Source organism: Amycolatopsis jejuensis, from assembly GCF_000717335.1.
Lineage (GTDB): Bacteria > Actinomycetota > Actinomycetes > Mycobacteriales > Pseudonocardiaceae > Amycolatopsis > Amycolatopsis jejuensis.
In genome coordinates this window covers 257,727-280,291 of sequence record NZ_JNYZ01000007.1, presented here as the reverse complement: position 1 = coordinate 280,291, position 22,565 = coordinate 257,727, and the positions used below count along the sequence as shown (strand labels likewise).

Sequence of the window (22,565 nt, the reverse complement as noted above, 5' to 3'; positions counted from 1 at the left end):
CGCCTTCCGGCGACATCCGGCGCAGATCGACTTCCCGGAAAGGCACCGATTCCCATGCGCAGAGCCCGAATTGCGGCATTGCTGACCTTGGTCGGCTTCGGTATCGCCGTGTCCACGTCCGTCACCGCGGATGCGGCGCAGACCAGCACCTGGTGCACCCGCAAGGCCAACGTGGCCATCCTCGGCACCTCCGCCGACACCGGCTACGGCACCACGGGCTATCAGTCCACTACGGACACTTACGCGCCCACCACGTACGGGTGGACCACGAAGCTCGCGAACGACCTGCATGCGGAATGGGGCACCGCGACCAAGAACTACGCGCACAACGGCGCGCTGGCCGCCGACTACCTCCCCGGCGGGCGCTGGGCCGACACCACCGCCGCGCTTCCCGACCTCACCCAGCGCCAGCCCGACCTCGTGCTCGTCGACCTCGGCGGCAACGAGCTGATCGCGCAGGTCGACCCGGCGACGTTCCAGGTCAACCTCGGCAAGGTCATCGACAGCATCCGCGCGGCGCGCCCGGGGGTCGACATCCTGATGTCGATCTACGCCGAGCTCAAGTGGACGCCCAACCCGTACGGCGGTTCGACGCAGAAGTACACCTGGTCGCAGTACGCCTCGGTGATCCACCAGATGGCGGTCACGAAGGGCACCGCGCTCGTGGACCTCCGCCAGTACATCCCGCCCGCCGGTGCGGCCAACCTGCCCAACCCGAGCCCGTGGACGTCGGACAACATCCACCTCAACGACGCGGGCAACCTCGCCGAGTACGGCATGTGGTGGGGCTGGACGTCCAGCCTCGGCAGTATCTGCTGACCCTCAGTCCCGTTTCGTCGCCGCCCGCACGGCGGGGACGACCTCGTGGAGCCACCGCTGCCGGGAAGCCTCCTTCTCGGCAGCGGTGCCGACGACCGGGAAGAACACGAACCCGGCCGCGTCGTGCTCCTGGACCGCGACGACCAGTTCGTCGATCCACGACTGCACCGACCCGGCGAGCTGGGCGATGCCGAATTCGCCGGTGCTGCGGGTGATCGGCGCGGAATCGGCGCTGATCGCGCCGAAGACGTTGTAGATCGTGGCGATCGCGGACGGGTCGCGGCCCGCTTCGGCAGCGGCCCGGTCGATCACCGGACGGGACCGCGCGATCAGGTCGCTGCGCCAGTCCTGCGCGGCGGCGGGCACCCAGCCGTCGGCGAGCCGCCCGGTGACCGCGAGCGACGCGGGCCCGATCGACCCGGTCCAGATCGGCGGCGTCGGGGCTGCGGCCGGCGCCAGGTCGGTGACGTGGTGGAACTCGCCGTCGAACGTCATCGGCTCGCCGCCGCCGGTGAGCGCGCGGATCAGCGTGATGCTTTCGGCGAGGAGCCGGACGGCCTCGGCCGGGGTGCGGCGTTCGGCCCCGAATGCCTCGATCCGGTCCCAGAACACGCCGGCGCCGACGCCGAGCTTGATCCGCCCGCCGGACAGCGTCGACAGTGCGCTGACCGTCCTGGCCAGCGCCGGAGCCGGGCGGACCGGCAGGTTCGTCACGGTCACCGCGCCGCTCACGCCGGTGGTCGCGCCGAGCACGAACCCGAGCGTGGCGTACGCGTCGAGCTGACCGGCGTGGTACGGATGATCGGACACGGTCACGATGTCCAGCCCGGCACGGTCGGCTTCCTGCGCGTCGGCGATGAGCCGGGCGGGGTCGCCGTCGCTCTCCACGGCCCCGCTGAACCCGGAATCGAGGGCGATGCCGAAGATCGTCATTGTTGTCCTCCCCTGAGTGTTCTTCGCCCGACCTTTCCGGAGTTGCGCGGCCGCCGCCACGGTCCTTGCCCTCTTCGGCGGGGTGCCGTGACCGTCGAGGCAACCGCCGCGGGTGGCGGAACGGCCCGGCCCCGGTCCCGCTCGTGCTGGTCTTCGCGTTTTTGCAGGTCAGCAAGGGTGGCGTAACCTCGGCGTAACCGGGATCCGAGGTAGCGTCGCGGCTGTGGTGACGCAGCGGAGGGCCGGGAAGGCCCGGCAGATGGCCGACGGACTGCGGCAGCGCATCGCGGCGGGGGAGTTCCGCGAGCTGCTGCCGAGCGAGCGCGACCTGGGCGAGTGGTTCGGCGCGTCGCGGAACGTGGTGCGCGAGGCGCTCGGCCTGCTGCGCGACGAGGGCCTCGTCGAACGGCGGCCGGGCGTCGGAACCCTGGTGGTACGCCCGAAATTCGGCCACGGGCTGCATCGGCTGGCCGGGCTGGCCGAGGTGCTGGAGGGATACGGCGAGGTCGTGAACGAGGTCCGCGCGGCCGGGGTGGTCGCGGCACCCCCGTCCGTCGCGGAACGGTTGGACCTGGCGGCAGGCGAGGACGTCGTGCACGTGGAGCGGGTCCGCCGGGTGGGCGGGGTACCGCTGTCGCTCGACTCGACGTATCTGGTGGCAGACCTGGGAATTCCGCTCCTCGACCACGACCTCTCCGGCCGCGACCTGTTCGCCCTGCTGGAGGAGTCGAGCGGCACGCGCCTCGGCCGCGCGGAGGTGGTCGTGCACGCGGTGTCCGCAGGCCCGGACACGGCCGCGCTGCTGGACATCCCGCCCGGTACGGCAGTGTTCGCCCTCGACCGCCTGACCCGGCTCCCGGACGGCCGCCCGGTGGACGCGGAGTGGGTCCACCTCCGGGCGGACCGGCTGACCTTGCAAGCGACCCTGCATCGCGGCGCGGTGGGGGATCGCGGTGCTGCGGGGGATTGCGGTGCCGTGGGGGATTGCGGTGCTGGGTGGAGTCGCGGAGCCAAGCGGGATCGCGTGGCCGAGGGCGATTGCGTGGCCGAGCGGGATCGCGGGCCCGAGTGGAATCGCGGAGCCGGGCAGGATTGCGAGGCAGAGAGCGATTGCAGAGCCGGGCGGGATCGCGGCGCTGAGCGGGATCACGGGCCCGAGCGGAGTCGTGAGGCCGAGCGGCATCCCGGCGCCGCAAACGACTGCGGCGCAGAATGATCGCCGCGCTCATCGTCACCGGGTTGCTCGCCGGGATCGGCATCACCGCCGTCGGACCAGGCGGCGTGCTGGCGACCGTCGGGCTCTTCGTGTTCACCTCGCTGTCCCCCGCGCAGGTCGCCGGGACCGCGATCGTCACGCACGTCGCGACGGGGGTGCTCGGCAGTGCCGCGTTCGTCCACTCCGGACAGTTGCGTGAACCGGGCACCCGCCGGGTCGCCGCAGTGCTCGCGGGAGTCGCAGTGGTGGGGACCCCGCTCGGGGTGCTGCTGAACTCCTTGGTGTCCACCAAGGTCTTCGGGATCCTGCTGGCCGGTTTCGCCCTGATCGTGGCCGCGTTCGTCGGCTTGCGCCGGGCCGCGGGACGGCAACCGGCGGGGATCGCGGTGCTGATCGGGGCCGGGGTTTCGGTGGTGGCCGGGCTGGTCGGGGTCGGCGGGCCGATGCTGGCGGTGCCGTTGCTGGTCGTCGCCGGGATGCCGGTGCTCGGGGCGCTCGCCGCGGCGCAGGTGCAGTCGGTGGTGATCGCCGGGGCCGGGACGATCGGGTACCTCGGGGACATCGACTGGCAGCTCGCCGCGATCGTCGGCATTCCCGAGCTCGCCGGGGTCCTGCTCGGCTGGCGGATCGCGCACGCGTTGCCCACCCGGACACTCAAGGCTGTCCTCGTGGCCGTGCTCGTCGGGATCGCGCCGTATCTGGCGCTGCACGGCTGAACCCGTGGCTACCCTTGGCCGGGTGACGACTCCGGAGATCATGCTGCTGCCGCCGTCCGCCGCGGACGATGCCGAGCTCGTGACCACGCTGACCGACCTGACCAACGCCGTCTACGCGAAAGCCGAGAAAGGGCTCTGGATCGGCGACACCGACCGCACCGACCCCGCGGAGGTCGCGGGTTTCGTCCGCGCCGGGGAGATCGCGGTCGCCCGGCTCGACGGGGCCGTGGCCGGTTCGGTCCGGATCCAGCGCCTTGCCGCCGACCTCGGGGAGTTCGGCATGCTCGTCGCCGCGCCCGCGGTGCGCGGGACCGGCGTCGGACGCGAGCTGGTCCGGTTCGCCGAGGAGCACAGCCGCGCCGCCGGGTGCACGCGGATGCAGCTCGAGCTGCTGGTTCCCCGCGAGTGGACGCATCCGTCGAAAGAGTTCCTCGCCGGGTGGTACGGCCGTCTCGGCTACCGCGTGGTGGAGACCGCGACGATCGAGAGCGCGTACCCGAACCTCGCCCCGCAGCTCGCGACGCCGTGCGATTTCCTCGTCTACCACCGGGACCTCGCCGGATAGCTCCTGCCGCGGATTCCGCCCGATCACCGCCTGGTATCAATTCTGACCAAGTGGTAGAAATCTGGGTGGGCGGACCTCGCTGCCCGCGACGAGCCAAGGAGCTGGGATGGGCACTCTTTCCGTGCAGCTGTACTCGGTCCGCACCGTCTTCGCCACCGACCCGGACACCACCTTGCGGCGGCTGGCCGAGATCGGGTTCACGCAGGTCGAGCCGTACGGCGTCGTGGAAAACGCGAAGGCGCTCGGTGCCGGTCTGGCCGCGCACGGGCTCACCGCACCCACCGCGCACGCGCAGCTGATCGGCGTGGACCAGTCCGCCGTGTTCGCCGCGGCTCGCGAGCTGGGCATCGGCGTCGTGATCGAGCCGCTGATCGAGCCGGAGCGGTGGCAGGACCCGGCCGACATCGCCGCCACCGCCGAGGCGCTGAACGCCGCCGCGAAGATCGCCGCCGGGTACGGCGTCCGCGTCGGCTACCACAACCACTGGTGGGAGCTGGAAACCCGGATCGACGGCCGCACTGCGCTCGAGGTGTTCGCCGACCAGCTCGACCCGGAGATCGTGCTGGAGGTCGACACCTACTGGGTCACCGCGGCCGGGGAGAACGCGGCCGGGTTGCTGCGGCGGCTGGGGGAGCGGGTGCACGCGATCCACGTGAAGGACGGTGGGCTGTCGACGGACTTCACCGGCCAGGTACCGGCCGGGCAGGGCCGGGTCCCGCTGCCCGAGGTGCTCGGCGCGGTCCCGGACGTCCTGCGCGTGGTGGAATTCGACCAGCACGAGAACGTCTTCGACGCGCTCGCCGCCAGCTTCGCCTACCTCACCGGCGCGGGGAAGTGACCGCCGGGCCGGTCGGCGTCGGCGTGATCGGGGCGGGTTTCATCAGCGACACTTACCTCGGGAATCTCACGTCGTTCCTGGACCTCAGCGTCCGGATGATCGCCGACCTGGATGTCGAACGCGCGCGTGCGCAGGCGGCCGCACACGGGGTACCGCGCAGCGGGACGGTGGCGGAACTCCTTGCGGCGCCGGACATCGAGATCGTCGTCAACCTCACCGTGCCGGCCGCGCACGTCGACGTCGGGCTGGCCGCGCTGGAGGCGGGCAAGCACGTCTGGACCGAGAAACCGCTCGCCCTCGACCGGGAGACCGCGCAAACTCCTCGACCGCGCAAGGGAAACCGGCCTGCGGGTCGCGAGCGCGCCGGACACCGTGCTCGGCGCCGGGCACCAAACCGCGCGCCGCGCCATCGAGGACGGCCGGATCGGCGTACCGGCCACCGCACTCGCGTTGTTCCAGTCGCCCGGTCCGGAAAGCTGGCATCCGGCGCCGGAATTCCTGTACCGGGCGGGCGGCGGGCCGTTGCTCGACATCGGCCCGTACTACCTCACCCAGCTGGTGCAGGTGTTCGGCCCGATCCGCAAGGTCACCGGGTCCGGCGGACGCGCCCGCGAAACCCGGGTGATCGGGTCCGGGCCGCGGGCAGGCACGGAGTTCGCGGTGACCGTGCCGACCACGGTGACCGCGCTGGTCGAATTCGCCCGCGGCGGCAGCGCGCAGGTGGTGCTCACGTTCGATTCGGCCGTGGAGCGCGTCGGGTTCGTCGAGGTGTCCGGTCCGCTCGGCACGGCCGTGCTGCCCGACCCCAACCGCTTCGACGGCGTCACGACCTTGCACCCGGCCGATGCCGCGGAACCGGCGGAACTCGCCGCGGACGGCCACTCCGCGACCCGGGGGACCGGCGTCCTCGACCTGGCGCGGGCGATCCGGGCCGGGGTGCCGGAACGCGCGTCGGGGGAACTGGCGTACCACGTGCTCGACGCCATGCTGGCGATCGATGAATCGCTCACGCGCGGCCGGTCGGTCGACGTCTCCAGCAGCGTCGAAGTGCCGCCGCCGTTGCCCGCCGGGTGGGAGCCATCCGGGCGAACTCTGTGATCACGGGAACAGCGGGACGGTCAGGAGAGTTTGCAGAGAGAAGCGGAGGGAACCGGCCGGATCGACGTGCGTGGGGGTGGTGAGCCACTGGACCTGGAGGCCGTCCATCAGCGCGATGAAGGTGAGCGCCGCCATTTCCGGATCCACGCCGGGGCGGAGCTCGCCGCTTTCGGCGAGCACGCGAAAGGACTGGACCACGCTGTCCCGGGCGTCACGGTAATGCCGTTCGAAGTACGCGTGCGCCGGATGGTCCGGCGCGATCGCCTCGGCGGCGAGCCGCGAGTACAGCTCGACGATGCCGGGGTGCCGCACGTTGTGCTCGGCCAGCGCCACGAAGTGCCGGAGCACGTCCAGCCCGGGCGGCACGGTGAGCCGCTCGCGCACGGCGTCCTCGGCGTCCCGGCGTTCGAGCACGGCGGCGAGCAGGGCTTCCTTGGTGCGGAAGTGGTACAGCAACCCGGCGTGGCTGATCCCGGCGCGCTTGCCGATCTCCCGCAGCGACGACCCGTGGTACCCCATCTCGCCGTACACCACCGCAGCCGCCGAAATGATGTCCTCCCGGCGGATCCGGCCCTTCGCGTACCCGCCGGGCACGGGGCGGCGATCGTCGGCTTCCACCCGCCCATCATGCCGCAGTCCCCGATCCCGAGGAGGAACCGACCACGATGACCGGCCTGTCCCCGGCACCGCCCGCCGTCCTGCCCCGCGCCGCCCGCGCCGCGACCTGGGCCGTGTTCGCCCTCAACGGCTTCGCGGTCGGGATCTGGGTGGTGCACATCCCGGTGATCGAACGTGCCACCGGCATTTCGCACCCGGCGCTCGGCGCGCTCCTGCTCGTGCTCGGCGGCGCCGCGTTCGCCGGGATGCAGGTGTCCGGCCCGCTGGCCGACCGGTTCGGGCACCGGCGGATCGTGCCCGCGGCGACCGCGCTGCTCGGGCTTTCCGTGGTGCTTCCCGGCCTCGCGGTGAACTGGTGGACCCTCGGGCTGGCGCTGGTGGCGTTCGGGTTCTTCAACGGGTCGGTGGACGTCGCGATGAATGCACAGGCCGTGGTGGTGGAACGGGCGTACCCGCGGCCGATCATGGCCGCTTTCCACGCGATGTGGTCGATCGGCGGTGCGATTGCCGCGCTGATCGGCGCGGCCGTGCTGGGGGCCGGGGTGCCTGCGGCGGTGTCGCTCGGCGGCACCGGGGTGGTGTGCATCGGGGTTTCCCTGGTGGTGCGCCGGTATCTGCTCGATTCCCCGGCCCCGCCGGAGGCCGAGCGTGAGCCGCAGCCGACGAGCCGCACGCCGAAGCGCGTCGTGTGGCTGCTGGGGTTGCTGGCGTTCGCGCTGATGCTGTCCGAGGGGGTCGCGAACGACTGGGCGGCGCTGCACCTGCGTGACGTGCTCGGGACGTCCGAAAGCACCGCTGCGCTGGCGTACGGCGCATTCGCGGTCGCCATGACGATCGGCCGGTTCGCGACCGACCGGGTCGCCGCCGTCGCGGGTCCGGTCGCGGTGGTGCGTTACGGCGCGGGGCTGGCGGCGCTGGGGCTGGCAGTCGCGTCGCTGTCGCCTTGGGTGCCCTTTGCGCTGGCCGGCTGGGCGCTGTTCGGGCTCGGTCTTTCCGGTGGCGTCCCGCAGTTGTTCACCGCTGCGGGCAATCTCGACCGGCGAGCGTCGGGTGCGTTGATGGCCCGCGTGGTCGGCGTCGGGTACGTCGGCCTGCTGGCCGGGCCGGCGATCATCGGCGGGCTGGCGCACTGGATGCCGCTGAACGTCGCGTTCCTGCTGCCGCTCGTGCTGTGCGTGCTGGCGGTGGTGTTCGCGCCGGTGATCACGCCGCGCCGCTGACCCTGTTTCAGGTCGTGCAGCCGCGCGGGCCGAGGGACTGCCCGCCGCCGGTGAGGGTGACCGTGCCGGTGTTGACCCGGCTGCCTGCGGCCAGCATCGTGCAGACGATCTGGGCGACCGCGTTCGGGGTCAGGGTCCGGACGTCGACGCCGAGCGTCGCTGCGTCGTCAGTGCTGACCACGATCGGCGCGAGTGCGGACGGGACCTCGGAGGTGTAGCCGTTCAGCCGCTCGTCCGCGGTGGGACCCTGCGCCAGCAGCCGGACCAGTTCGCCGACCGACTCCGTGTCCTCGAAGCGGGACACCGGGACCACCGCGCCGCCATGCACGAAGTACAGCGACCGCGACGTGCCCGGAGTGCCACTCGGGGTACCCGGGCTGCTTGCCACCGGTGGTCCGCTGGGCGCTTCCTCTCCCGAGATCACGCCGCTCGGCCGCACCCCGCAGCCCGTCACGAGCACGGCGACCACGGCAAGACCCGCGAGGTGCCGCCTCACGGCCGTGCTCCCCGCGGCAGCCACAGAGTGAACAGCGCGCCGCCTTCGGGACGGTTGGCGGCGGTCAGCTTTCCGTTGTGCAGCCGGGCGTTTTCCCACGCGATGGCGAGGCCGAGGCCGCTGCCTTCGGAACGGGTGCGGGCGGTGTCGGCCTTGTAGAATCGGTCGAACACGTGCGGGAGCACCTCCTTGTCGAGACCCGGGCCGGTGTCGGCGACCGCGAGCGTGACCCCGGCCGCGTCCCCGCTCAGCGTGACGGTGACCGGCGGCGTGCCGTGCCGCAGCGCGTTGCCGACCAGGTTGGCGACGATCACGTCGAGCCGCCGCGGGTCGATCCGCGCGCGGACGCCGTCGGGCAGCTCGGTGGTCACGCTGAAGCCTCGCGCGCGCAGCGTGGCGCGGACGGCTTCGGCCACGTCGACGTCGTCGAGTTCGAGCGACGCGGTGCCGGAGTCGAAACGGGTGACCTCGATCAGGTCGTTGACCAGCCGGGTCAGGTTGTGTGTCTCCCGGCTGACCAGCCGCACCGCTTGCTCGGCGGCGTCCGGGAGCCGAGCGGCCTCGGCGTCGAGCATGTCGGTGACGGCGGTCATCGCGGCCAGCGGGGTGCGCAGTTCGTGGGACACGTCCGCGACGAACCGCCGTGCGTCGGCTTCCATCCGGCGCAGCTCGCCGACGTGTTGCTGCAGGGATTCGGCCGTGGAGTTGAACGTCTTCGCGACGGCGGCCAGTTCGTCGCTGCCGTGCACGGTGATCCGCGTGCCGAGGTCGCCGTCGCCGAGCCGGCGGGCGGCCCGCTGCAGCTGCTGCACCGGCTGGAGCACGCTGCGGGCGGCGAGCACCGCGAGCACCGTTGCCACCACGAGCGCGACCCCACCGGCCAGCCACGCCTCGCGGGCGAGCTGGTCGACCGCCTCGACCTCGCTGCCGAGGCCACGCACCTCGTACACCTCGATCCCGGACGGCTGCGTCGGTTGCGACTGCGATCCGGTCGCGACCCGCAGCTGCGACCCGAGGACCAGGCACGTCGTCTTGCCGCAGCTCACGCGCTGCCACGCGACCCGGCCGGACTGCACTTTCGCCCGGAGCTCGGGGGAGATCAGGCTCTGCGGCAAGGTTCCCGCGGTGCGGCTGCCGTCCGTGACGAGCACCGTGACGTGCCGCCCGTTCAGCTTGTCGAGGATCGTGGCGAGATCGGCCTCGGACCGCGGCCCGCCCGGCAGCGGGTACAGGAGTTTGAGCTGGGCGGTCATTTCGATGGCCGCGGAGTCCTGCGCCCGTTGCACGATACCGTCGCGGGCGCGCACGTAGCCGATCCCGGCGACCGCGACGGCGGTGAACACGGTCAGCATCGCGAACGAGATCAGCAGCCTGCCCCGCAGGCCCCACAACCGCCACTCCCTCACAGCGGCCCGAACCGGTAGCCGAACCCGCGCAGGGTCTGGACGTACACCGGGCTCGCCGGATCGTCTTCGATCTTCGACCGCAGCCGCTGCACGCACGCGTCGACGAGCCGGGAGTCGCCGAGATATCCCTGGTCCCACACGGATTCCAGCAGCTGCTGACGGCTGAGCACGCGCCCTGGCGCGGCGGACAGCTCGAGCAGCAGCCGCAGTTCGGTGGGCGCGAGCCCGACCGCGGTGCCGTGCTTGCTCACCACGAGCCCTTCGCGGTCGATGGTGAGTTCGCCATGCCGTTCCGGACCCGGCTTCGGACCGGGGCCGCGCGGTTCGCCACCGGTCCGCCGCAGGACCGCGCGGATACGGGCTTCGAGGACGCGGGCCTGCGCGGGTTTCACCACGTAGTCGTCGGCGCCCGCTTCGAGCCCGGCGACCACGTCGATGTCGTCGTTGCGCGCGGTGAGCATGATGATCGGCAGGTCACCGGCCGCGCGGATGCGGCGGCACACCTCGAAGCCGTCCATGCCGGGCAGCATGAGGTCGAGGACCACGACGTCGGCCGGGCCGCCGGCCAGCCGCGCGAGACCTTCCTCGCCGGTTTCGACGGCGTCGACCGTGTGGCCCTGGTAGGTCAGGGCCAGCCGCAGGCCGTCGCGCACGGCCTGGTCGTCTTCGATCAGCAGTACCCTCGGCATGACCCCCACTATCGCAGCGCACGGCGGCCCCCGCCTGTCCGCCTCAGCGTGCCGGTACGGTTTCACCGCCCGATGCGGGGAGTGTCATCGTCCGGTAACGACGCCGCCATGCGGAACTGTTACAGAGCTGTCGGATTCCGTGCGCAATGCGCGCACACTGGCGACCGACAGTGGACGCCATGACCGAGATCCTTCGCCGTCCCCGCGTTCTTGCGGCCGCCACCCGCATTCTGGCAGTGCTGCTGCTTCCGGTGGCGTTCCTGCGTTCCCCGGCGCGCTGCCGGTACCTGGCGTGCCAGTGGGCGCTGGCGATGCGGTACCCGGCCGAGGACCTCGCAGGCCTGAGCGCCCCGGCGCACGCCGCCTTCACCGCCGCCCGCACCGAAGCTTTCTGGCGCGACCGGCAGCTCATCGGCCTCACCTCCGGCCACCGCGACGCAGCCCACCAGCACCGCCTGTTCACCGACGCCGTCCGCCGCACGGGCTCGGTGACCGAGGCCCGCCGCTGGGTACTGCCACCGCACGAGTCGGCCCACGTACGCGGCACGGCGCTCGACGTGCGCCCCACCGAAGGCGCGGCCTGGCTCGAACGCCACGGCTCGGCCTACCGCTTGTACCGCCGCTACGACAACGAATGGTGGCACTTCGAGTACCACGCCGACACCGTGCCGCTGCGGCTGCCCTATCCCGATGCATGTCGGCCGTCCACAATGGTCAGAATGGCCGGGTGAACGGCAGCGGTTTTCGCATCCGTACGAGCAGGAGCAGCGGGACCAGCACGTACGGCAGGTTGAAGGCGAGGAACTTGCCCGGATTGCCGGTGCGCAAGGCCGGATCCCCGAAGAACTCGACGCCGAACACCACGATCCCGGTGAGCGTGACGATCATCGTCGCGTAGATCACCGCGAACAGCTGGACCCCGTTCCGCCCGGCCGCGAGGCACCACACGAGCACCAGGTAGAACGGCAGATAGACGAACGCCGAGAGCCCGGTGACGATCCGCATCCAATCGGGTGGATGCATGAACAGCGGATCGGTGTCGTGCGCGTACCAGTAGTTGGCATCGACGAAGAAATTGCCCGTCGGCCGCGAAAAATCCACGCCGACGGTGGGAAGCAGGTCGCTGATCAGCGACGTGACCGCGAAGACCGCGAAGATCACCGCGAAGAAGATGTCGACCCGCCGCTTGCGCAGCGGCAGGTTCGGCGCCGGAATGCCCATGACGGAGATGGTAGGACGGGGGTCCGACAATTTCGGGTGTTGCCGTTGCCGCGGTTGAGTGCCCGCGTGGTTTCGGCCGCAGCCGGGGAGCTGCACGGTCGGTTGCGCCGCATGCTGCTGCGGCGGTCCCGATCAGCGGCACCCCTGCCGCCATGACCCGCGCCGCTCTCACCTGCGCCGCAGTCGCGGTCCGGGGCGCGATCGTGGGACAGTCGGGGGTATGAACGCGTTCCAGGTGTGTCTCTGGGTCTTCGCGGGGGTCTGCGCCGGGTGCTGGCTGCTGTCGGTGATCACGCGCGAGTACTCGTGGGCGGACCGGATCTGGTCGGTCGTCCCGGTGGTCTACACCGGGATCTTCGCCGGGTACGCCGGGTTCACCGATCCGCGGCTCGACCTCCTGTTCGTCCTCGTGTTCCTCTGGGGTGCGCGGCTCACCTTCAACTACGCGCGCAAAGGCGGCTACGCCCGCGGCGGCGAGGACTACCGCTGGGCGATCCTCCGGGGCCGGATGGCGCCGTGGCAGTTCCAGTTGTTCAACCTTTTCTTCATCACGCTCTACCAGAACGCGATCCTGCTGCTCATCACGCTGCCCGCGGGGACGGCGCTGGACCACCGCACCCCGCTGGGCCCGGCGGACGTCGTGCTTGCCGTGGCGTTTCTTGCCTGCCTGGCCGGGGAAACGGTCGCCGACCAGCAGCAGTGGACGTTCCATCAGTGGAAGAAACGCGAAACGAGCGCCGGCCGTACCCCAGATCCGCAGTTCGCGCAGACCGGACTCTTTCGGTTTTCCCGGCACCCCAACTTCTTTTTCGAACAGGCCCAGTGGTGGCTGGTGTTCGGCATGGGGGTCGCCGCGGCGGGTGCGGTCACCTGGACGATCGCCGGTGCGGTGCTGCTGACCTTGCTGTTCGTCGGGTCCACGATCTTCACCGAGAGCATCACCCGCAGCCGGTACCCGGAGTACGCGGGCTACCAGCAGCGCACCTCGCCGATCGTGCCCTGGTTCCCGCGCACCGCCGCCTCGTGAGTTCAGCCGAGCGTGCCCTCGTCGCCGAGCAGTTTGCGCAGCCCGGGCAGCACGGCGGAAAGGTCTTTGCCAGTACGGAAAGCGACGACCGTCGTGCCGGTGTCCCCGCCTCGGCCGAGCAGCGCGAAGGTGTCGGCCATTGCGGTGTCGAACTCGGCTTCCGGGTCTGGCGCCTGTCCGCGTAACCACCGCCGGAGCACGTGGTTGTGCGCGGTCACCACGGCCGCGGCCATCAGTTCGGCGCGCAGTGTGGTGTCCTCGCCGCCGCCCAGCCACCGGTGGATGAAGCCCTGGAACAGTCGCTGGTACTGCCGGGTCCCGGCGATTTCGCGGGCGCGCAACGCGGGCACACTCCGGGTGAGCCGGTAGCGGGCGAGCGCGAGGTCGCCCTCGGCGACGTAGTGCCGCAGCACCAGCCGGGCCGCCTCGGTGACCGCGACGGCCGCGGTCCGCAGGTCCGAGCCGGCCAGCCGGGCTTCGATCGCGCTGAGCAGCACGTCGTGGTCGGGGAAGATCACGTCCTCTTTGGACCGGAACGCGCGGAAGAACGTGCTGCGCCCGACCCCGGCCCGCTCGGTGATGTCGTCGACCGTCGTCTGGTCGTAGCCGCGCTCCTCGAACAGGGCGAACGCGGCCTCGGTCAGCCGTTGCTTGGCCGGTTTCTCGGACATCGGGCCAGCCTAATCGGCGGCCGGGGGGTTCGCGGAGGGTGAGGTCGGCCACCTGAGCTGCCACCGCGCGCCGGTACTGAGTACCGTACAAGTGGAACCAAGTACCGAAGGATGGGTGAGGCACGTGGAGCTCGTCGGCGTGGTCGGCTGTGGCCAGATGGGGGCGGGAATCGCCGAGGTGTGCGCCCGGGCCGGGCTGGACGTCGTCGCGGTCGAGTCCAGCCGGGCTGCCGCCGACGCGGGCCGCGCGCGGCTCGAAGCGTCGTTGGGCCGGGCCGAGCGCAAGGGCAAGATCGCGTCCGCGGCCGACGTGCTCGAGCGGATCCGGGTCAGCGTGGATCTCGACGACCTGGCCGACCGCACTCTTGTCGTCGAGGCGGTGGTGGAGAACGAAGCGGTGAAGGCGGAGCTGTTCGGCCGCTTGGACAAGATCGTGACGGCGCCGGATGCGGTGCTGGCGTCCAACACGTCGTCGATCCCGATCATGAAGCTCGGCACCGCGACCACCCGCCCGGCGCAGGTGCTCGGCATCCACTTCTTCAACCCGGTCCCGGTGCTGCCGCTGGTGGAGCTGGTGCCGAGCCTGCTCACCGCGGAGGAGACCACCGACCGCGCGCGGCACTTTGCGGAGGACACGCTCGGCAAGCACGCCATCCTGTGCCAGGACCGGGCCGGGTTCGTGGTGAACGCGCTGCTGATCCCGTTCATCCTCGCCGCCGTGCGCATGCTCGAGTCGGGTTTCGCCACGAAGGAGGCGATCGACGAAGGCCTGGTCCGAGGGGCCGCCCACCCACAGGGTCCGCTGGCACTGGCCGACTTGATCGGGCTCGACACCACCAAGGCGGTCGCGGAATCGTTGTACGAGGAGTTCAAGGAGCCGCTGTACGCGCCGCCGCCGCTGCTGGCCCGCATGGTCGACGCCGGTTTGCTCGGCCGCAAGACCGGCCGCGGTTTCTACACCTACGCCTGACATTCCATCCTGGTCGCCGAGGAGTTCCCGATGAGTTTCGATCTGTTCAAAATCAACGAAGACCACGAAGCAATCCGCGAGGCCGTGCGCGCGGTCGCCGACGAGCAGATCGCGCCGCACGCCGCCGAGGCCGACGAGCGCGAGGAGTTCCCCAAGGCGTCCTACGACGCACTGGTCGCCTCGGACTTCCACGCCCCGCACGTACCGGAGCAGTACGGCGGCGCGGGTGCCGACGCGCTCGCGACCTGCATCGTGATCGAGGAAGTCGCGCGGGTGTGCGCGTCGTCCTCGTTGATTCCGGCGGTGAACAAGCTGGGCAGCCTGCCGCTTATTCTCGCCGCGAACGAGGACGTCAAGGCGAAGTACCTGCTGCCACTGGCATCCGGCGCAGCGGGATTCTCCTACGGACTGTCCGAACGCGACGCCGGGTCGGACACCGCGTCGATGCGCTGCCGCGCCACCCCGTCCGGCGACGACTGGATCCTCAATGGACAGAAGTCGTGGATCACGAACGCGGGTTTCTCAGAGTACTACACGGTTCTGGCTGTCACTGACCCGGACGGCCGCCGCGGCGCCAACGTGAGCGCCTTCGTGGTCGAGAAGTCCGACCAAGGCTTTTCCTTCGGCGCCAAGGAAAAGAAGCTGGGCGTCAAGGGCTCGCCGACGCGTGAACTGCTCTTCGACCAGGTCCACCTCCCGGGCGACCGCATGGTGGGCGAACCCGGCGAAGGCCTGAAGATCGCCCTGCGCACACTGGACCACACCCGGGTGACGATCGCGGCACAGGCCGTCGGCATCGCACAGGGCGCACTGGACCACGCACTGGCGTATGTAAAGGAGCGCAAGCAGTTCGGCAAGCACATCGCCGACTTCCAGGGCATCCAGTTCATGCTGGCGGACATGGCAATGGCAGTCGAAACCGCGCGTCAGATGGTGTACACCGCAGCGGCAAAGTCCGAACGCGGTGACGCGGATCTTTCGTTCTTCGGCGCCGCGGCGAAGTGTTACGCGTCGGATGTGGCGATGCAGGTGACCACCGACGCGGTCCAATTGCTGGGCGGGTACGGGTACACGCGCGATTTCCCACTGGAACGCATGATGCGGGATGCGAAGATCACGCAGATTTATGAGGGGACGAACCAGATTCAGCGTGTCGTGATGGCTCGGCAGCTGCTGAAGGGCTGATTTGATCTTGATCCGGTAGTCCGGGCGGCGCTGGCTGCTCATGATCAAGCCGCCTCCAGGCCGTCATGGGAGCCAGGCCGCCCGAACACCGCGTCGATCGCCTGCCGAGCCCTCTCGTGGCTCGACGGGACGAGGTGCGTGTACGTCCGCAGGGTGAACCCGGCGTCGGAGTGCCCGAGGTACTCGGCGAGTTCCTTGATCGACACGGCGCGGGACAACAGCGCCGAGACGAAGAAGTGCCGCAACGCGTGCATGCCGTCCCGCCCGGCCACGGTAGGCGATCTCAGCCGTCCTGAACGCGCCCTGCCACACGACGCCCACCTCGGCTGAGCCAACCAGATTCGAAGAATACTCGACTGAAACGATCGTCAGGGGAGCAAGCTGAGCCTCCTGTGCCAGTAGGTGCGTCGCCCCAAAAGATACGTGTACATGGCTTTACTGCCACAAAACGGTCAGGTATCTAATGTGCAACTTGAAGGTTGTAAAGCTATTTGGTTCCTTCATATTCAAGAACTCCCTTCTGGATCCTTTTCTGGGCCTTGGCAAAAGGGCGGCTCGGTACCGGCTCGCACGTCTCGACGATCGTGTCATAAGAAGACCTAAGAGATCTAAGTGTATTGTCCAGATCTATTTCGGTTGACTGACGTGAGGCCAGTGAAATCTCTAGGGCTGCCTTATGTCTAATCTTCGTGAATTCTCGTGCCGAAACTTTGAAGCTAGCCGAATTCCTGTTAGTGCCCAAGAATGAAGCGGTTGCGGCGACAGTGCCGGCTACTGCACCTACGGATCCCCACTCCTTAGGATAATTGAGTGCGACTAGTATTCCTGCGATAGCGCCTAGGATTGCAGGGACGAAGACGATTGCGCGACCCCACATTTCAGCATATTTGACAGCTTCAAAGTACGCTTGAGAGGAGTAGCTAGCGTCTTCATAAATCTTCCGCATCTGCGATGTGTAGACCTCTACAACTTCGCTTTCTATTGCCATGCTGGGCTCTCAACCTCGGGAAATGGGACAAACGTAGGGTTGGATCGTAGATAGTCTGCCGTCAAAGCTAGAACAGGGTCAGCACTTGTGACGGACAAGAGCCATTCATCACTGCACTGATTTGATTCATAGCAAGCGACGAGGAGTGCACGACGAACCCTGCTATTGGGTTCGACTTGATACTCCTGCTTTAAGCGTGCGCTTTCTCCGGCTTGACTGAAGAGTCCGAGGTAGCGTGCGGCTGTCTCTCGCAGGAAGGTTTCAGCGTTCCTGTCCAGAAGGACTGCCCACGCGCTATCAACAGCGACTCTGCTTTTGATAGAATTTCTAATTAGGAAGACAAAGATATGGCATTGAGCATATGGATAAAGTGCAAGCTCGTCACTGGCTAAATGTCTGGCAACAATGCGTCCAATGTGAGGTTGCTCCTCAGTAAAAAGACTCAAATAGATCAATACTTGCCGCGCAATATGGGGCACGGATAGGAAGTTTGCGAGTAACCAGTGGATGGCGTAGTCATCCTTGATCTCGCGCAGGTTTGTGAGGCAAAATTTCAGGTCGCGCGCACTTTCCGTCTCGATTGCCCTGTCGAATAAGGCGTGAAGATCGTCGTTTACGTTGTCCATGCCGACGTTTATGCCATAGTTGATGGCATCCTTTTCTCTGTCTTCCAGATGCTCCAAAACCTTGTCGCTCGCGATTATCTCAGTCTTTGAGGACGCCAGGTTTAGATGCCTGTGCCGTAGAGTTCTGTTGGTATTAACTAGAATTTGTCGAAGTGCTGACCAGTCCTTGCCAAATATGTACATGTCGTCCGAGTATCGGAAGTGCCTAAAGCCGCTGCGACGCAGTTCGCTGTCAAGTGGCGCAAGATACAGATTCGCCAGAGATCCAGACATATCAGGACCTTGCGGAATTCCCCAGGCGCTACTCATGTTGTTGAAAGCTCTCAGAAATTGCTCTAGCGCCTCTCGTGCCCACGGTTCAACGCCGAGCTGTCTTAAGTCGTCGGATAGAATGCTCACATCCACGTGTTCAAAAAATGATGAGATATCCGTGCGTGCCAAGAAATAGTCAGGGTTCTTTCGATGAAACTTACGGGCATCTTTCTGCATTCTGATCCACCAGCCGATGGGGCTTAGCATTCTCTGCTCTTTCTTCCACCATCTGCTGCTGTATACTGATTTTGAGGTGATGCGACCAATCTCAGGTGCTATCGCTATGACAAAAGCTTCATAAGCCAGTCTTCGCGCTATATCGAGGCGTGCGAGTGGTCTAACTGCAATCCGATCCTTGGGGAGATCGACGATCTCTACGCTCAAGGGAAGCAGATCCCCACTCTTAAAGTCGCGAATAAGCGTAGCCTTGAACGTTTCCCACTGCGATCCGATATCTGCGTAGTTGACAATATCGGGAAGATCTAGATCGACGCTGGCGCGTCCAATATTTCGCCAGGCGATATCCAGGAACGCTTCTAGCGAGTTGCTGCTTGAGCGCTTCATCTAGCCACTCGCCCCTTCTCGTGCTTTCGCTTAGCATCCATCGCGAAGCGGGCCTGGTCTGTTACGGCGGACTGACGTCTTAAGTGGTCGAAGTTTGTTTTGAGACCTAATCGTTGCTGGCGAGCCAAGTATTGTGCTCTTGCCGAACTTGGCTGTATGGGATCGAGGTGCCGCCGTCGGCGGCGCGCACGTCACCACCCGTACGGCGGGCTCCGCCCGTGCGACACGGATGGCCTGCCGCTCCGCTCCGGCCGCCGGTCGCGGCGAGCCCGCCGACGAGCAGCACCGCGCAGCGCGCCGCCGCCGACGGAGATCCAGAGGAGCACTTCGGCCCAATCTCCCGGCTCACCCAGCCGACGCGCAGTGGTCACCAGGGGGGTCCCTCGCTTCTCAGCGTCTAACACCGGCCCGCCCTCATTAAGGCGGGAAAGCGTGCCTTGACGCGATCGACCCGGCGCTAGGGATGGCGGGGCGACGGAAGCGGAGAGAAGAGGCACGGGCAGGTCGGGGACCGCTGGAACCTGTCGAGGATCAGCGGGCAGCGCGCCATACTTCAGGCAGTCCCCTTCAACAGGCGCACGGGGCGCCCGAGGTGAAAGCCGAACCGGCGAGGGTAAGCAGCGATATGGGGGATCTCGCATGCGTGGTGCGCGATCGGCACCTGTGAGTCCCTGTCTGATCCGTGATCGGCGGCAGTCATGCCAAAGACCCGACGTGAGCCAGGCCTTCTACAGGCCGTCAGACGTCGGGTAAGGCCAAGATTCACCGAGAACTGTCGAGAGACGTTTCAGCAGCTCAGAGGCAGTTTTCAGGCATGATCGCCAGATGGGTTGGAACCGGCTGAGAGATCACGCAGATTTATGAGGGAACGAACCAGATTCAGCGCGTGGTGATGGCTCGGCAGCTCCTGAAGGGCTGAATTCATGCAGTTCAGTGCGGTCTTCATTGTGGTGGGCCGGTGAATAAGCGGACGAATTTCCACTCCGGCTCGACGGCCGCGACCCACTTCGGGCGGCCGTCCCGCCTGTATTCACGGTGAGTCGCTTGCAGCAGCTGATGACCCGCTCACCCGGCCGGTCTGCGCTCCGGGACTGTCAACCCGGCGCCGCCCGGTCGCAGGAACTGAGCACCACGAAAGAACCCTGCCGCCTACATTACGCAGGCGGTGGGGCTCTTCGTCGTTTCTGAGCAGGTGTTACGACATCCTGGCGAGTTCGCGGCGGCCGAGTTCCGTCACCAAGTAGTAGTGAAGTGGCTGGGGCTGCTCCGGCGCGTCGTGCGGCGACGGGTCGTAGTCGTCGGTGATCCAGCCGCGGTCGAGCCACTGTTCGAGGAGGGGGTACAGGCGTGCATTGTGCATTCGGGTGGCTTGCCGCAGTTCCGAGGCGGAGAAGCGGTGGTCTTCGGCCTCAGTGAGTAGCGTCGACGCCAGCCTGCGCGTGTCCCTCGTCATCGGCATGGCCTCATCGTAACCAGCCGGCGCACCGTCAGGCATCCTCTTGCGGTGGCTCGCTCGGACGCCACCGGAAGAGGTATGACCGGAACCCGCCGCCGGGACGGGTTGGCCCAGTCGGCTGCTGCGGCGGGCGGCTGCCTGCTGAGCCGATGGCTGCATTCCCTTGCCCGCCGGTGAGACAGCTGCGGTGATCGCGGCGGCGTGGCCGGTTCGGCTTGTCCGGCACGGGTTTCTCCTATCGCTCGGGCCGTCGCGGTTGGACCGGCCGGGGCTGCGGGGCGGGGTTGGTGTGGGTGGGCCGCGGGGACCCTTGCTTCCCTGGTCCCGGCCGGGTGGGGCCTGGTCCGGCTGGGTTGCGTGCGGGTTTCGGCATGAGCCGTCCTTTTCGCCGGGGCTGGAAAGCGGGCAGGTCGGAACCCGGCCGCAGCGCCATGCCAGGGAGGAACGCGGCGGCCGGGAGGCTGGGTGACCACGTCGCAGTGGTCAGCTGGTCATTCGACAGGGGGAATCTCATCCGGACGCGGGGGCCGGACGGCAGAACGGCCTCGCGGCCAGTGGTACTTCGTGATCCGGCCGGCCGCCTGCAGCTCCGCTTCGGGGATGTCCTCGCCGAACGCGTGCGGGATCGCAGCCAGGCGGTATTCCTCTGCCGAGGGCCGGAGGGGACCGAATCCGATGCTCATCGCGGCCTCCGACGCTTCGGCCGCGGCTGAAGCCCCGGGTGCCCGTCGGGGATGGGTACTCCGCGCTCGCGGCGGTACTCGACATCGCAGTACGGGCACTGGGTCGGCACTCCTTGCTCGGGGCGCCTGTGCATCGGTTCGAACTCGGCTGCGGCGGTTTCGCCGCAGCGTGTGCTGATCGTCTCGCCTGGCGCAGGGATACGCGAGAGCCGGGTCCGGTGCCACACCCTGTCGATTACCGGGTGAATTGCCTCGGGGTCGAGGTAGATCAGCGCGGTCATCGTGTATCCCCGCCGGGGGCCGGGTGGTCAGCGACCGGTCCGTGCTTGCACATGCGGAAATTCTTTCCGAGCGTGATCACTCATAACACAGCCGGTAACCAGCATTTGCAGTCCGGGCATTTGGTGAACTGGGCGTGATTGGCCTAGATCAATTCTGGTGCCGCGTCGTCTGTACTCTCCGGACTTGTGGACCTGCTGCCGTTCGACGAGTACGTGCGCTCGCTCCCGCGGAAACGGATGTCTGCCGGCACTCTGATTCGGGACGGCGCGGACCGGGTGCTGCTGGTCGAGCCGTCGTACAAGGAGCACTGGGACATCCCTGGCGGGGTGTGCGAGGTCGACGAGCCGCCATGGCGCACAGCGCGCCGGGAATGCGCCGAGGAGGTCGGGATCGACCGCCCGCTCGGCGCTCTGCTGGTGATCGACTACATCCCGGACGACGGGCGTATGCCTGAGGGGATGGCGTTCATTTTCGACGGCGGCCGGATCACCGAAGACGAGGCCGCACGGCTGACCCTCACCGACCCGGAGATTCTGTCGGTGGAGCTGGTGCCGGTCGATGCCGTAGCGGAGCGGGTGAAGCCGTCACTCGGTCGGCGGCTCCGTGCCGCGCTTACCGCCGCCCAGACTGGTCGCGCCCCGATGATCTGCGAGGACGGACACCCGGTCTCGCAGTAGCGTCGATCGGCGACCGGGGGAGGGCGCCATGGCGGAAACACAAATCGGGGACAACCTCGCGCGGCTGCGGGTCGCGCGCGACCTGTCGCAGGAGCAGCTCGCCGAGGCGGCCGGGGTCGGCGTCGACACGGTTGCGCGGATCGAGCAGGGCAAACGCAAGCAGAGCAGGCCAGCGACCGTGCGGAAGCTGGCCGACGCGCTCGGCGTCACTGTCGACGCGTTACTCGGGCAGCTGCCTGCGCCGCACTCTCTCGATGTCGACGTGGTGCCGCTGCGGCGCGCGATCAACGCCGACGCGCTCATTCCCGGCCTCGACGACCTCGCCGACACTCGCGAGGTACTGCCCCTTCCGGAGCTGGCCGACAGCGCACACCAGGCGTGGCGTGCCTACGTCGACGGCAGGCATGCCGAGCTGCTCCACGCGTTGCCGCTCGTCCTGGTCGACGCCCGCCGCGTCGTCCGCGACACCCGCGACGACGACCGCGCTGGCGGCTATCGCGTGCTCTCGACGGCCTACCGCCTGTCCGCTGGCATCGCGGGCCGGATGGGGCTCGACGATCTCGCCTACACTGCGGCCCGGCGCGCCGTCGAGGCTGCCGCCGAAGCCGACACACCGGAGATCGAGCGCGCCGTCTCGCTGCGCTACCTCGCCTGGACCCTGGTCCGGCAAGGACTCTCCGAGGACGCCGAACGCGTCGCGACCGAAGCCGCGGCCGCGATCGAACCCCGCATGCTCGACCGCGACTCCGCCCGCGCCGGCGTGTTCGGCAACCTCCTGTTCAACGCCGCCACCGCCGCCCTCAACAACGGCAGCACCGCCCGCGCCGACGACCTCCTCGCCGCCGCCCACGCCGCGGCCATCCGATCGAGCGGTGACATCGCGACCGAGGCCGCGATCTTCGGCCCGCGCGTGGCCGCCCTGCAACGCGTCGACCTCGCCGTCCGATCAGGAGACCCCGAGCATGCGCTCCGCCTGGCCACCACCGTGCCCACGACCACCGGCGGTGACGTGCCCGCGTTCTGGGAAGCCGGACACCGGCTATACCTCGCCGCTGCTGCCACTGATCTCCGGAAGGACCGGCAGGCGCTCGGGTGGCTCGCCGAAGCGCGCGACCTCGCGCCCGACTGGGTTCGTTACCAGCCGCTGGGCAAGCGCGTGATGCGCCAGCTCGTCGGCCGCGCGACCCGCAGACGCGGACCCGAGTTCGCTACCCTGGCCGCGCACTACGGCGTCATCACTGAGGACTAGCCAGATCGCGTGCTCCCACACCGTGAGGTGTAGGCCGAGA

General features: G+C 68.4%; 25 protein-coding genes and 1 pseudogene. 14 read left to right on the top strand and 12 right to left on the bottom strand.

Annotation, left to right across the window (positions count from 1 at the left end; all coding sequences use genetic code 11):
* The first annotated feature begins 54 nt into the window (after positions 1-54).
* Positions 55-819 (top strand): SGNH/GDSL hydrolase family protein, encoded by a 765-nt coding sequence (locus OO71_RS11355; RefSeq protein ID WP_033289640.1) that lies wholly within the window; start codon positions 55-57, stop codon positions 817-819.
* A gap of 3 nt (positions 820-822) precedes the next feature.
* On the opposite strand, the gene OO71_RS11350 is transcribed toward OO71_RS11355, so the two are convergent.
* Entirely contained in the window at positions 823-1,752 is a 930-nt protein-coding gene (locus OO71_RS11350; protein WP_033289639.1) for an LLM class flavin-dependent oxidoreductase, read from the bottom strand.
* Positions 1,753-1,978: 226 nt separating this feature from the next.
* On the opposite strand from OO71_RS11350, the gene OO71_RS11345 reads away from it, so the two are divergent.
* From OO71_RS11345 to OO71_RS46360, 6 genes and pseudogenes are all read left to right on the top strand, one after another.
* On the top strand, positions 1,979-2,968 hold the full coding sequence (locus OO71_RS11345) for a GntR family transcriptional regulator (RefSeq protein WP_245633637.1): 990 nt from the start codon (positions 1,979-1,981) through the stop codon (positions 2,966-2,968).
* Positions 2,965-3,684 (top strand): sulfite exporter TauE/SafE family protein, encoded by a 720-nt coding sequence (locus OO71_RS11340; RefSeq protein ID WP_033289638.1) that lies wholly within the window; start codon positions 2,965-2,967, stop codon positions 3,682-3,684. The genes OO71_RS11345 and OO71_RS11340 overlap by 4 nt, the downstream gene beginning before the upstream one ends.
* 22 nt (positions 3,685-3,706) lie before the next feature.
* Positions 3,707-4,249 (top strand): GNAT family N-acetyltransferase, encoded by a 543-nt coding sequence (locus tag OO71_RS11335; RefSeq protein WP_245633636.1) that lies wholly within the window; start codon positions 3,707-3,709, stop codon positions 4,247-4,249.
* Between the two features lie 106 nt (positions 4,250-4,355).
* Positions 4,356-5,087 (top strand): sugar phosphate isomerase/epimerase family protein, encoded by a 732-nt coding sequence (locus OO71_RS11330; RefSeq protein WP_033289636.1) that lies wholly within the window; start codon positions 4,356-4,358, stop codon positions 5,085-5,087.
* Positions 5,084-5,344, top strand: a pseudogene (locus OO71_RS52135) (Gfo/Idh/MocA family oxidoreductase); the annotation flags it as partial. The gene OO71_RS11330 and the pseudogene OO71_RS52135, both read left to right, overlap by 4 nt.
* A gap of 115 nt (positions 5,345-5,459) precedes the next feature.
* Positions 5,460-6,185 carry a Gfo/Idh/MocA family protein gene (locus OO71_RS46360; RefSeq protein ID WP_245633635.1) on the top strand — a complete coding sequence of 242 codons (726 nt, stop codon included), beginning with the start codon at positions 5,460-5,462 and terminating at the stop codon, positions 6,183-6,185.
* On the opposite strand, the gene OO71_RS11320 is transcribed toward OO71_RS46360, so the two are convergent.
* On the bottom strand, positions 6,186-6,803 hold the full coding sequence (locus tag OO71_RS11320) for a TetR/AcrR family transcriptional regulator (RefSeq protein WP_245633634.1): 618 nt from the start codon (positions 6,801-6,803) through the stop codon (positions 6,186-6,188).
* A gap of 47 nt (positions 6,804-6,850) precedes the next feature.
* Between OO71_RS11320 and OO71_RS11315 the strand changes: the two genes are divergently transcribed.
* A complete protein-coding gene (locus OO71_RS11315) occupies positions 6,851-8,023 on the top strand; it encodes an MFS transporter (RefSeq protein WP_051791431.1) in 1,173 nt (390 codons plus the stop codon).
* Between the two features lie 7 nt (positions 8,024-8,030).
* Here OO71_RS11315 and OO71_RS11310 read toward each other — a convergent pair whose 3' ends face one another.
* The 3 genes from OO71_RS11310 to OO71_RS11300 are packed head-to-tail and all read right to left on the bottom strand — an operon-like array spanning position 8,031 to position 10,614.
* Entirely contained in the window at positions 8,031-8,519 is a 489-nt protein-coding gene (locus tag OO71_RS11310) for a hypothetical protein (protein WP_033289707.1), read from the bottom strand.
* The gene (locus OO71_RS11305) at positions 8,516-9,910 is read right to left on the bottom strand and encodes an ATP-binding protein (protein WP_425388665.1); all 1,395 of its coding nucleotides are present in this window, start codon (positions 9,908-9,910) and stop codon (positions 8,516-8,518) included. The genes OO71_RS11310 and OO71_RS11305 overlap by 4 nt, the downstream gene beginning before the upstream one ends.
* 11 nt (positions 9,911-9,921) lie before the next feature.
* The gene (locus tag OO71_RS11300) at positions 9,922-10,614 is read right to left on the bottom strand and encodes a response regulator transcription factor (RefSeq protein WP_051791447.1); all 693 of its coding nucleotides are present in this window, start codon (positions 10,612-10,614) and stop codon (positions 9,922-9,924) included.
* A gap of 179 nt (positions 10,615-10,793) precedes the next feature.
* Between OO71_RS11300 and OO71_RS11295 the strand changes: the two genes are divergently transcribed.
* Positions 10,794-11,345, top strand: a complete 552-nt coding sequence (locus OO71_RS11295) for a D-alanyl-D-alanine carboxypeptidase family protein (protein WP_033289633.1) — start codon at positions 10,794-10,796, stop codon at positions 11,343-11,345.
* Here OO71_RS11295 and OO71_RS11290 read toward each other — a convergent pair.
* Complete coding sequence (locus OO71_RS11290) at positions 11,329-11,835, bottom strand: EXPERA domain-containing protein (protein WP_033289632.1); 507 nt, start codon at positions 11,833-11,835, stop codon at positions 11,329-11,331. The two genes, OO71_RS11295 and OO71_RS11290, sit on opposite strands and share 17 nt — an antisense overlap.
* A 220-nt stretch (positions 11,836-12,055) precedes the next feature.
* Here OO71_RS11290 and OO71_RS11285 point away from each other — a divergent pair, with 220 nt between their 5' ends.
* Positions 12,056-12,862 carry a DUF1295 domain-containing protein gene (locus OO71_RS11285; RefSeq protein ID WP_033289631.1) on the top strand — a complete coding sequence of 269 codons (807 nt, stop codon included), beginning with the start codon at positions 12,056-12,058 and terminating at the stop codon, positions 12,860-12,862.
* Between the two features lie 2 nt (positions 12,863-12,864).
* Here the strand turns inward: OO71_RS11285 and OO71_RS11280 are convergent, their stop codons facing one another.
* Positions 12,865-13,533 carry a TetR/AcrR family transcriptional regulator gene (locus OO71_RS11280; RefSeq protein ID WP_033289630.1) on the bottom strand — a complete coding sequence of 223 codons (669 nt, stop codon included), beginning with the start codon at positions 13,531-13,533 and terminating at the stop codon, positions 12,865-12,867.
* 115 nt (positions 13,534-13,648) lie between these two features.
* Here OO71_RS11280 and OO71_RS11275 point away from each other — a divergent pair, with 115 nt between their 5' ends.
* Positions 13,649-14,503 carry a 3-hydroxybutyryl-CoA dehydrogenase gene (locus OO71_RS11275; RefSeq protein WP_084144859.1) on the top strand — a complete coding sequence of 285 codons (855 nt, stop codon included), beginning with the start codon at positions 13,649-13,651 and terminating at the stop codon, positions 14,501-14,503.
* 30 nt (positions 14,504-14,533) lie between these two features.
* Positions 14,534-15,688, top strand: coding sequence for an acyl-CoA dehydrogenase family protein (locus OO71_RS11270; RefSeq protein WP_033289628.1), 1,155 nt, complete (start codon positions 14,534-14,536; stop codon positions 15,686-15,688).
* 44 nt (positions 15,689-15,732) lie between these two features.
* Here the strand turns inward: OO71_RS11270 and OO71_RS11265 are convergent, their stop codons facing one another.
* The 5 genes from OO71_RS11265 to OO71_RS11255 form a co-directional block, all read right to left on the bottom strand.
* Complete coding sequence (locus OO71_RS11265; RefSeq protein WP_051791429.1) at positions 15,733-15,960, bottom strand: tyrosine-type recombinase/integrase; 228 nt, start codon at positions 15,958-15,960, stop codon at positions 15,733-15,735.
* Positions 15,961-16,175: 215 nt separating this feature from the next.
* A complete protein-coding gene (locus tag OO71_RS50030) occupies positions 16,176-16,676 on the bottom strand; it encodes an SLATT domain-containing protein (RefSeq protein ID WP_156096252.1) in 501 nt (166 codons plus the stop codon).
* Positions 16,667-18,178: an RNA-directed DNA polymerase gene (locus OO71_RS48700; RefSeq protein WP_084144858.1), complete on the bottom strand. Its 1,512-nt coding sequence runs from the start codon at positions 18,176-18,178 to the stop codon at positions 16,667-16,669. The genes OO71_RS50030 and OO71_RS48700 overlap by 10 nt, the downstream gene beginning before the upstream one ends.
* 1,195 nt (positions 18,179-19,373) lie before the next feature.
* Positions 19,374-19,637, bottom strand: a complete 264-nt coding sequence (locus tag OO71_RS11260; RefSeq protein ID WP_033289627.1) for a helix-turn-helix transcriptional regulator — start codon at positions 19,635-19,637, stop codon at positions 19,374-19,376.
* A 488-nt stretch (positions 19,638-20,125) separates the two neighbouring features.
* Positions 20,126-20,317, bottom strand: a complete 192-nt coding sequence (locus tag OO71_RS11255; RefSeq protein WP_033289626.1) for a hypothetical protein — start codon at positions 20,315-20,317, stop codon at positions 20,126-20,128.
* A gap of 518 nt (positions 20,318-20,835) precedes the next feature.
* Between OO71_RS11255 and OO71_RS11250 the strand changes: the two genes are divergently transcribed.
* Both OO71_RS11250 and OO71_RS11245 read left to right on the top strand, forming a co-directional pair.
* Positions 20,836-21,276 carry an NUDIX domain-containing protein gene (locus OO71_RS11250; protein ID WP_425388664.1) on the top strand — a complete coding sequence of 147 codons (441 nt, stop codon included), beginning with the start codon at positions 20,836-20,838 and terminating at the stop codon, positions 21,274-21,276.
* A 28-nt stretch (positions 21,277-21,304) separates the two neighbouring features.
* Positions 21,305-22,525, top strand: a complete 1,221-nt coding sequence (locus OO71_RS11245; RefSeq protein WP_033289624.1) for a helix-turn-helix domain-containing protein — start codon at positions 21,305-21,307, stop codon at positions 22,523-22,525.
* Positions 22,526-22,565: the final 40 nt, after the last annotated feature.

What these genes read in the sequence shown, in the direction of transcription:
- OO71_RS11350 (WP_033289639.1), bottom strand. Translation starts at nt 1,752, where the DNA reads ATGACGATCTTCGGCATCGCCCTCGATTCCGGGTTCAGCGGGGCCGTG.
- OO71_RS11315 (WP_051791431.1), top strand. Translation starts at nt 6,851, where the DNA reads ATGACCGGCCTGTCCCCGGCACCGCCCGCCGTCCTGCCCCGCGCCGCC.
- OO71_RS11255 (WP_033289626.1), bottom strand. Translation starts at nt 20,317, where the DNA reads ATGAGCATCGGATTCGGTCCCCTCCGGCCCTCGGCAGAGGAATACCGC.
- OO71_RS11245 (WP_033289624.1), top strand. Translation starts at nt 21,305, where the DNA reads ATGGCGGAAACACAAATCGGGGACAACCTCGCGCGGCTGCGGGTCGCG.
- OO71_RS11285 (WP_033289631.1), top strand. Translation starts at nt 12,056, where the DNA reads ATGAACGCGTTCCAGGTGTGTCTCTGGGTCTTCGCGGGGGTCTGCGCC.
- OO71_RS11250 (WP_425388664.1), top strand. Translation starts at nt 20,836, where the DNA reads ATGTCTGCCGGCACTCTGATTCGGGACGGCGCGGACCGGGTGCTGCTG.
- OO71_RS11300 (WP_051791447.1), bottom strand. Translation starts at nt 10,614, where the DNA reads ATGCCGAGGGTACTGCTGATCGAAGACGACCAGGCCGTGCGCGACGGC.
- OO71_RS48700 (WP_084144858.1), bottom strand. Translation starts at nt 18,178, where the DNA reads ATGAAGCGCTCAAGCAGCAACTCGCTAGAAGCGTTCCTGGATATCGCC.
- OO71_RS11330 (WP_033289636.1), top strand. Translation starts at nt 4,356, where the DNA reads ATGGGCACTCTTTCCGTGCAGCTGTACTCGGTCCGCACCGTCTTCGCC.
- OO71_RS11270 (WP_033289628.1), top strand. Translation starts at nt 14,534, where the DNA reads ATGAGTTTCGATCTGTTCAAAATCAACGAAGACCACGAAGCAATCCGC.
- OO71_RS11280 (WP_033289630.1), bottom strand. Translation starts at nt 13,533, where the DNA reads ATGTCCGAGAAACCGGCCAAGCAACGGCTGACCGAGGCCGCGTTCGCC.
- OO71_RS11290 (WP_033289632.1), bottom strand. Translation starts at nt 11,835, where the DNA reads ATGGGCATTCCGGCGCCGAACCTGCCGCTGCGCAAGCGGCGGGTCGAC.
- OO71_RS11355 (WP_033289640.1), top strand. Translation starts at nt 55, where the DNA reads ATGCGCAGAGCCCGAATTGCGGCATTGCTGACCTTGGTCGGCTTCGGT.
- OO71_RS11260 (WP_033289627.1), bottom strand. Translation starts at nt 19,637, where the DNA reads ATGCCGATGACGAGGGACACGCGCAGGCTGGCGTCGACGCTACTCACT.
- OO71_RS11295 (WP_033289633.1), top strand. Translation starts at nt 10,794, where the DNA reads ATGACCGAGATCCTTCGCCGTCCCCGCGTTCTTGCGGCCGCCACCCGC.
- OO71_RS11340 (WP_033289638.1), top strand. Translation starts at nt 2,965, where the DNA reads ATGATCGCCGCGCTCATCGTCACCGGGTTGCTCGCCGGGATCGGCATC.
- OO71_RS50030 (WP_156096252.1), bottom strand. Translation starts at nt 16,676, where the DNA reads ATGGCAATAGAAAGCGAAGTTGTAGAGGTCTACACATCGCAGATGCGG.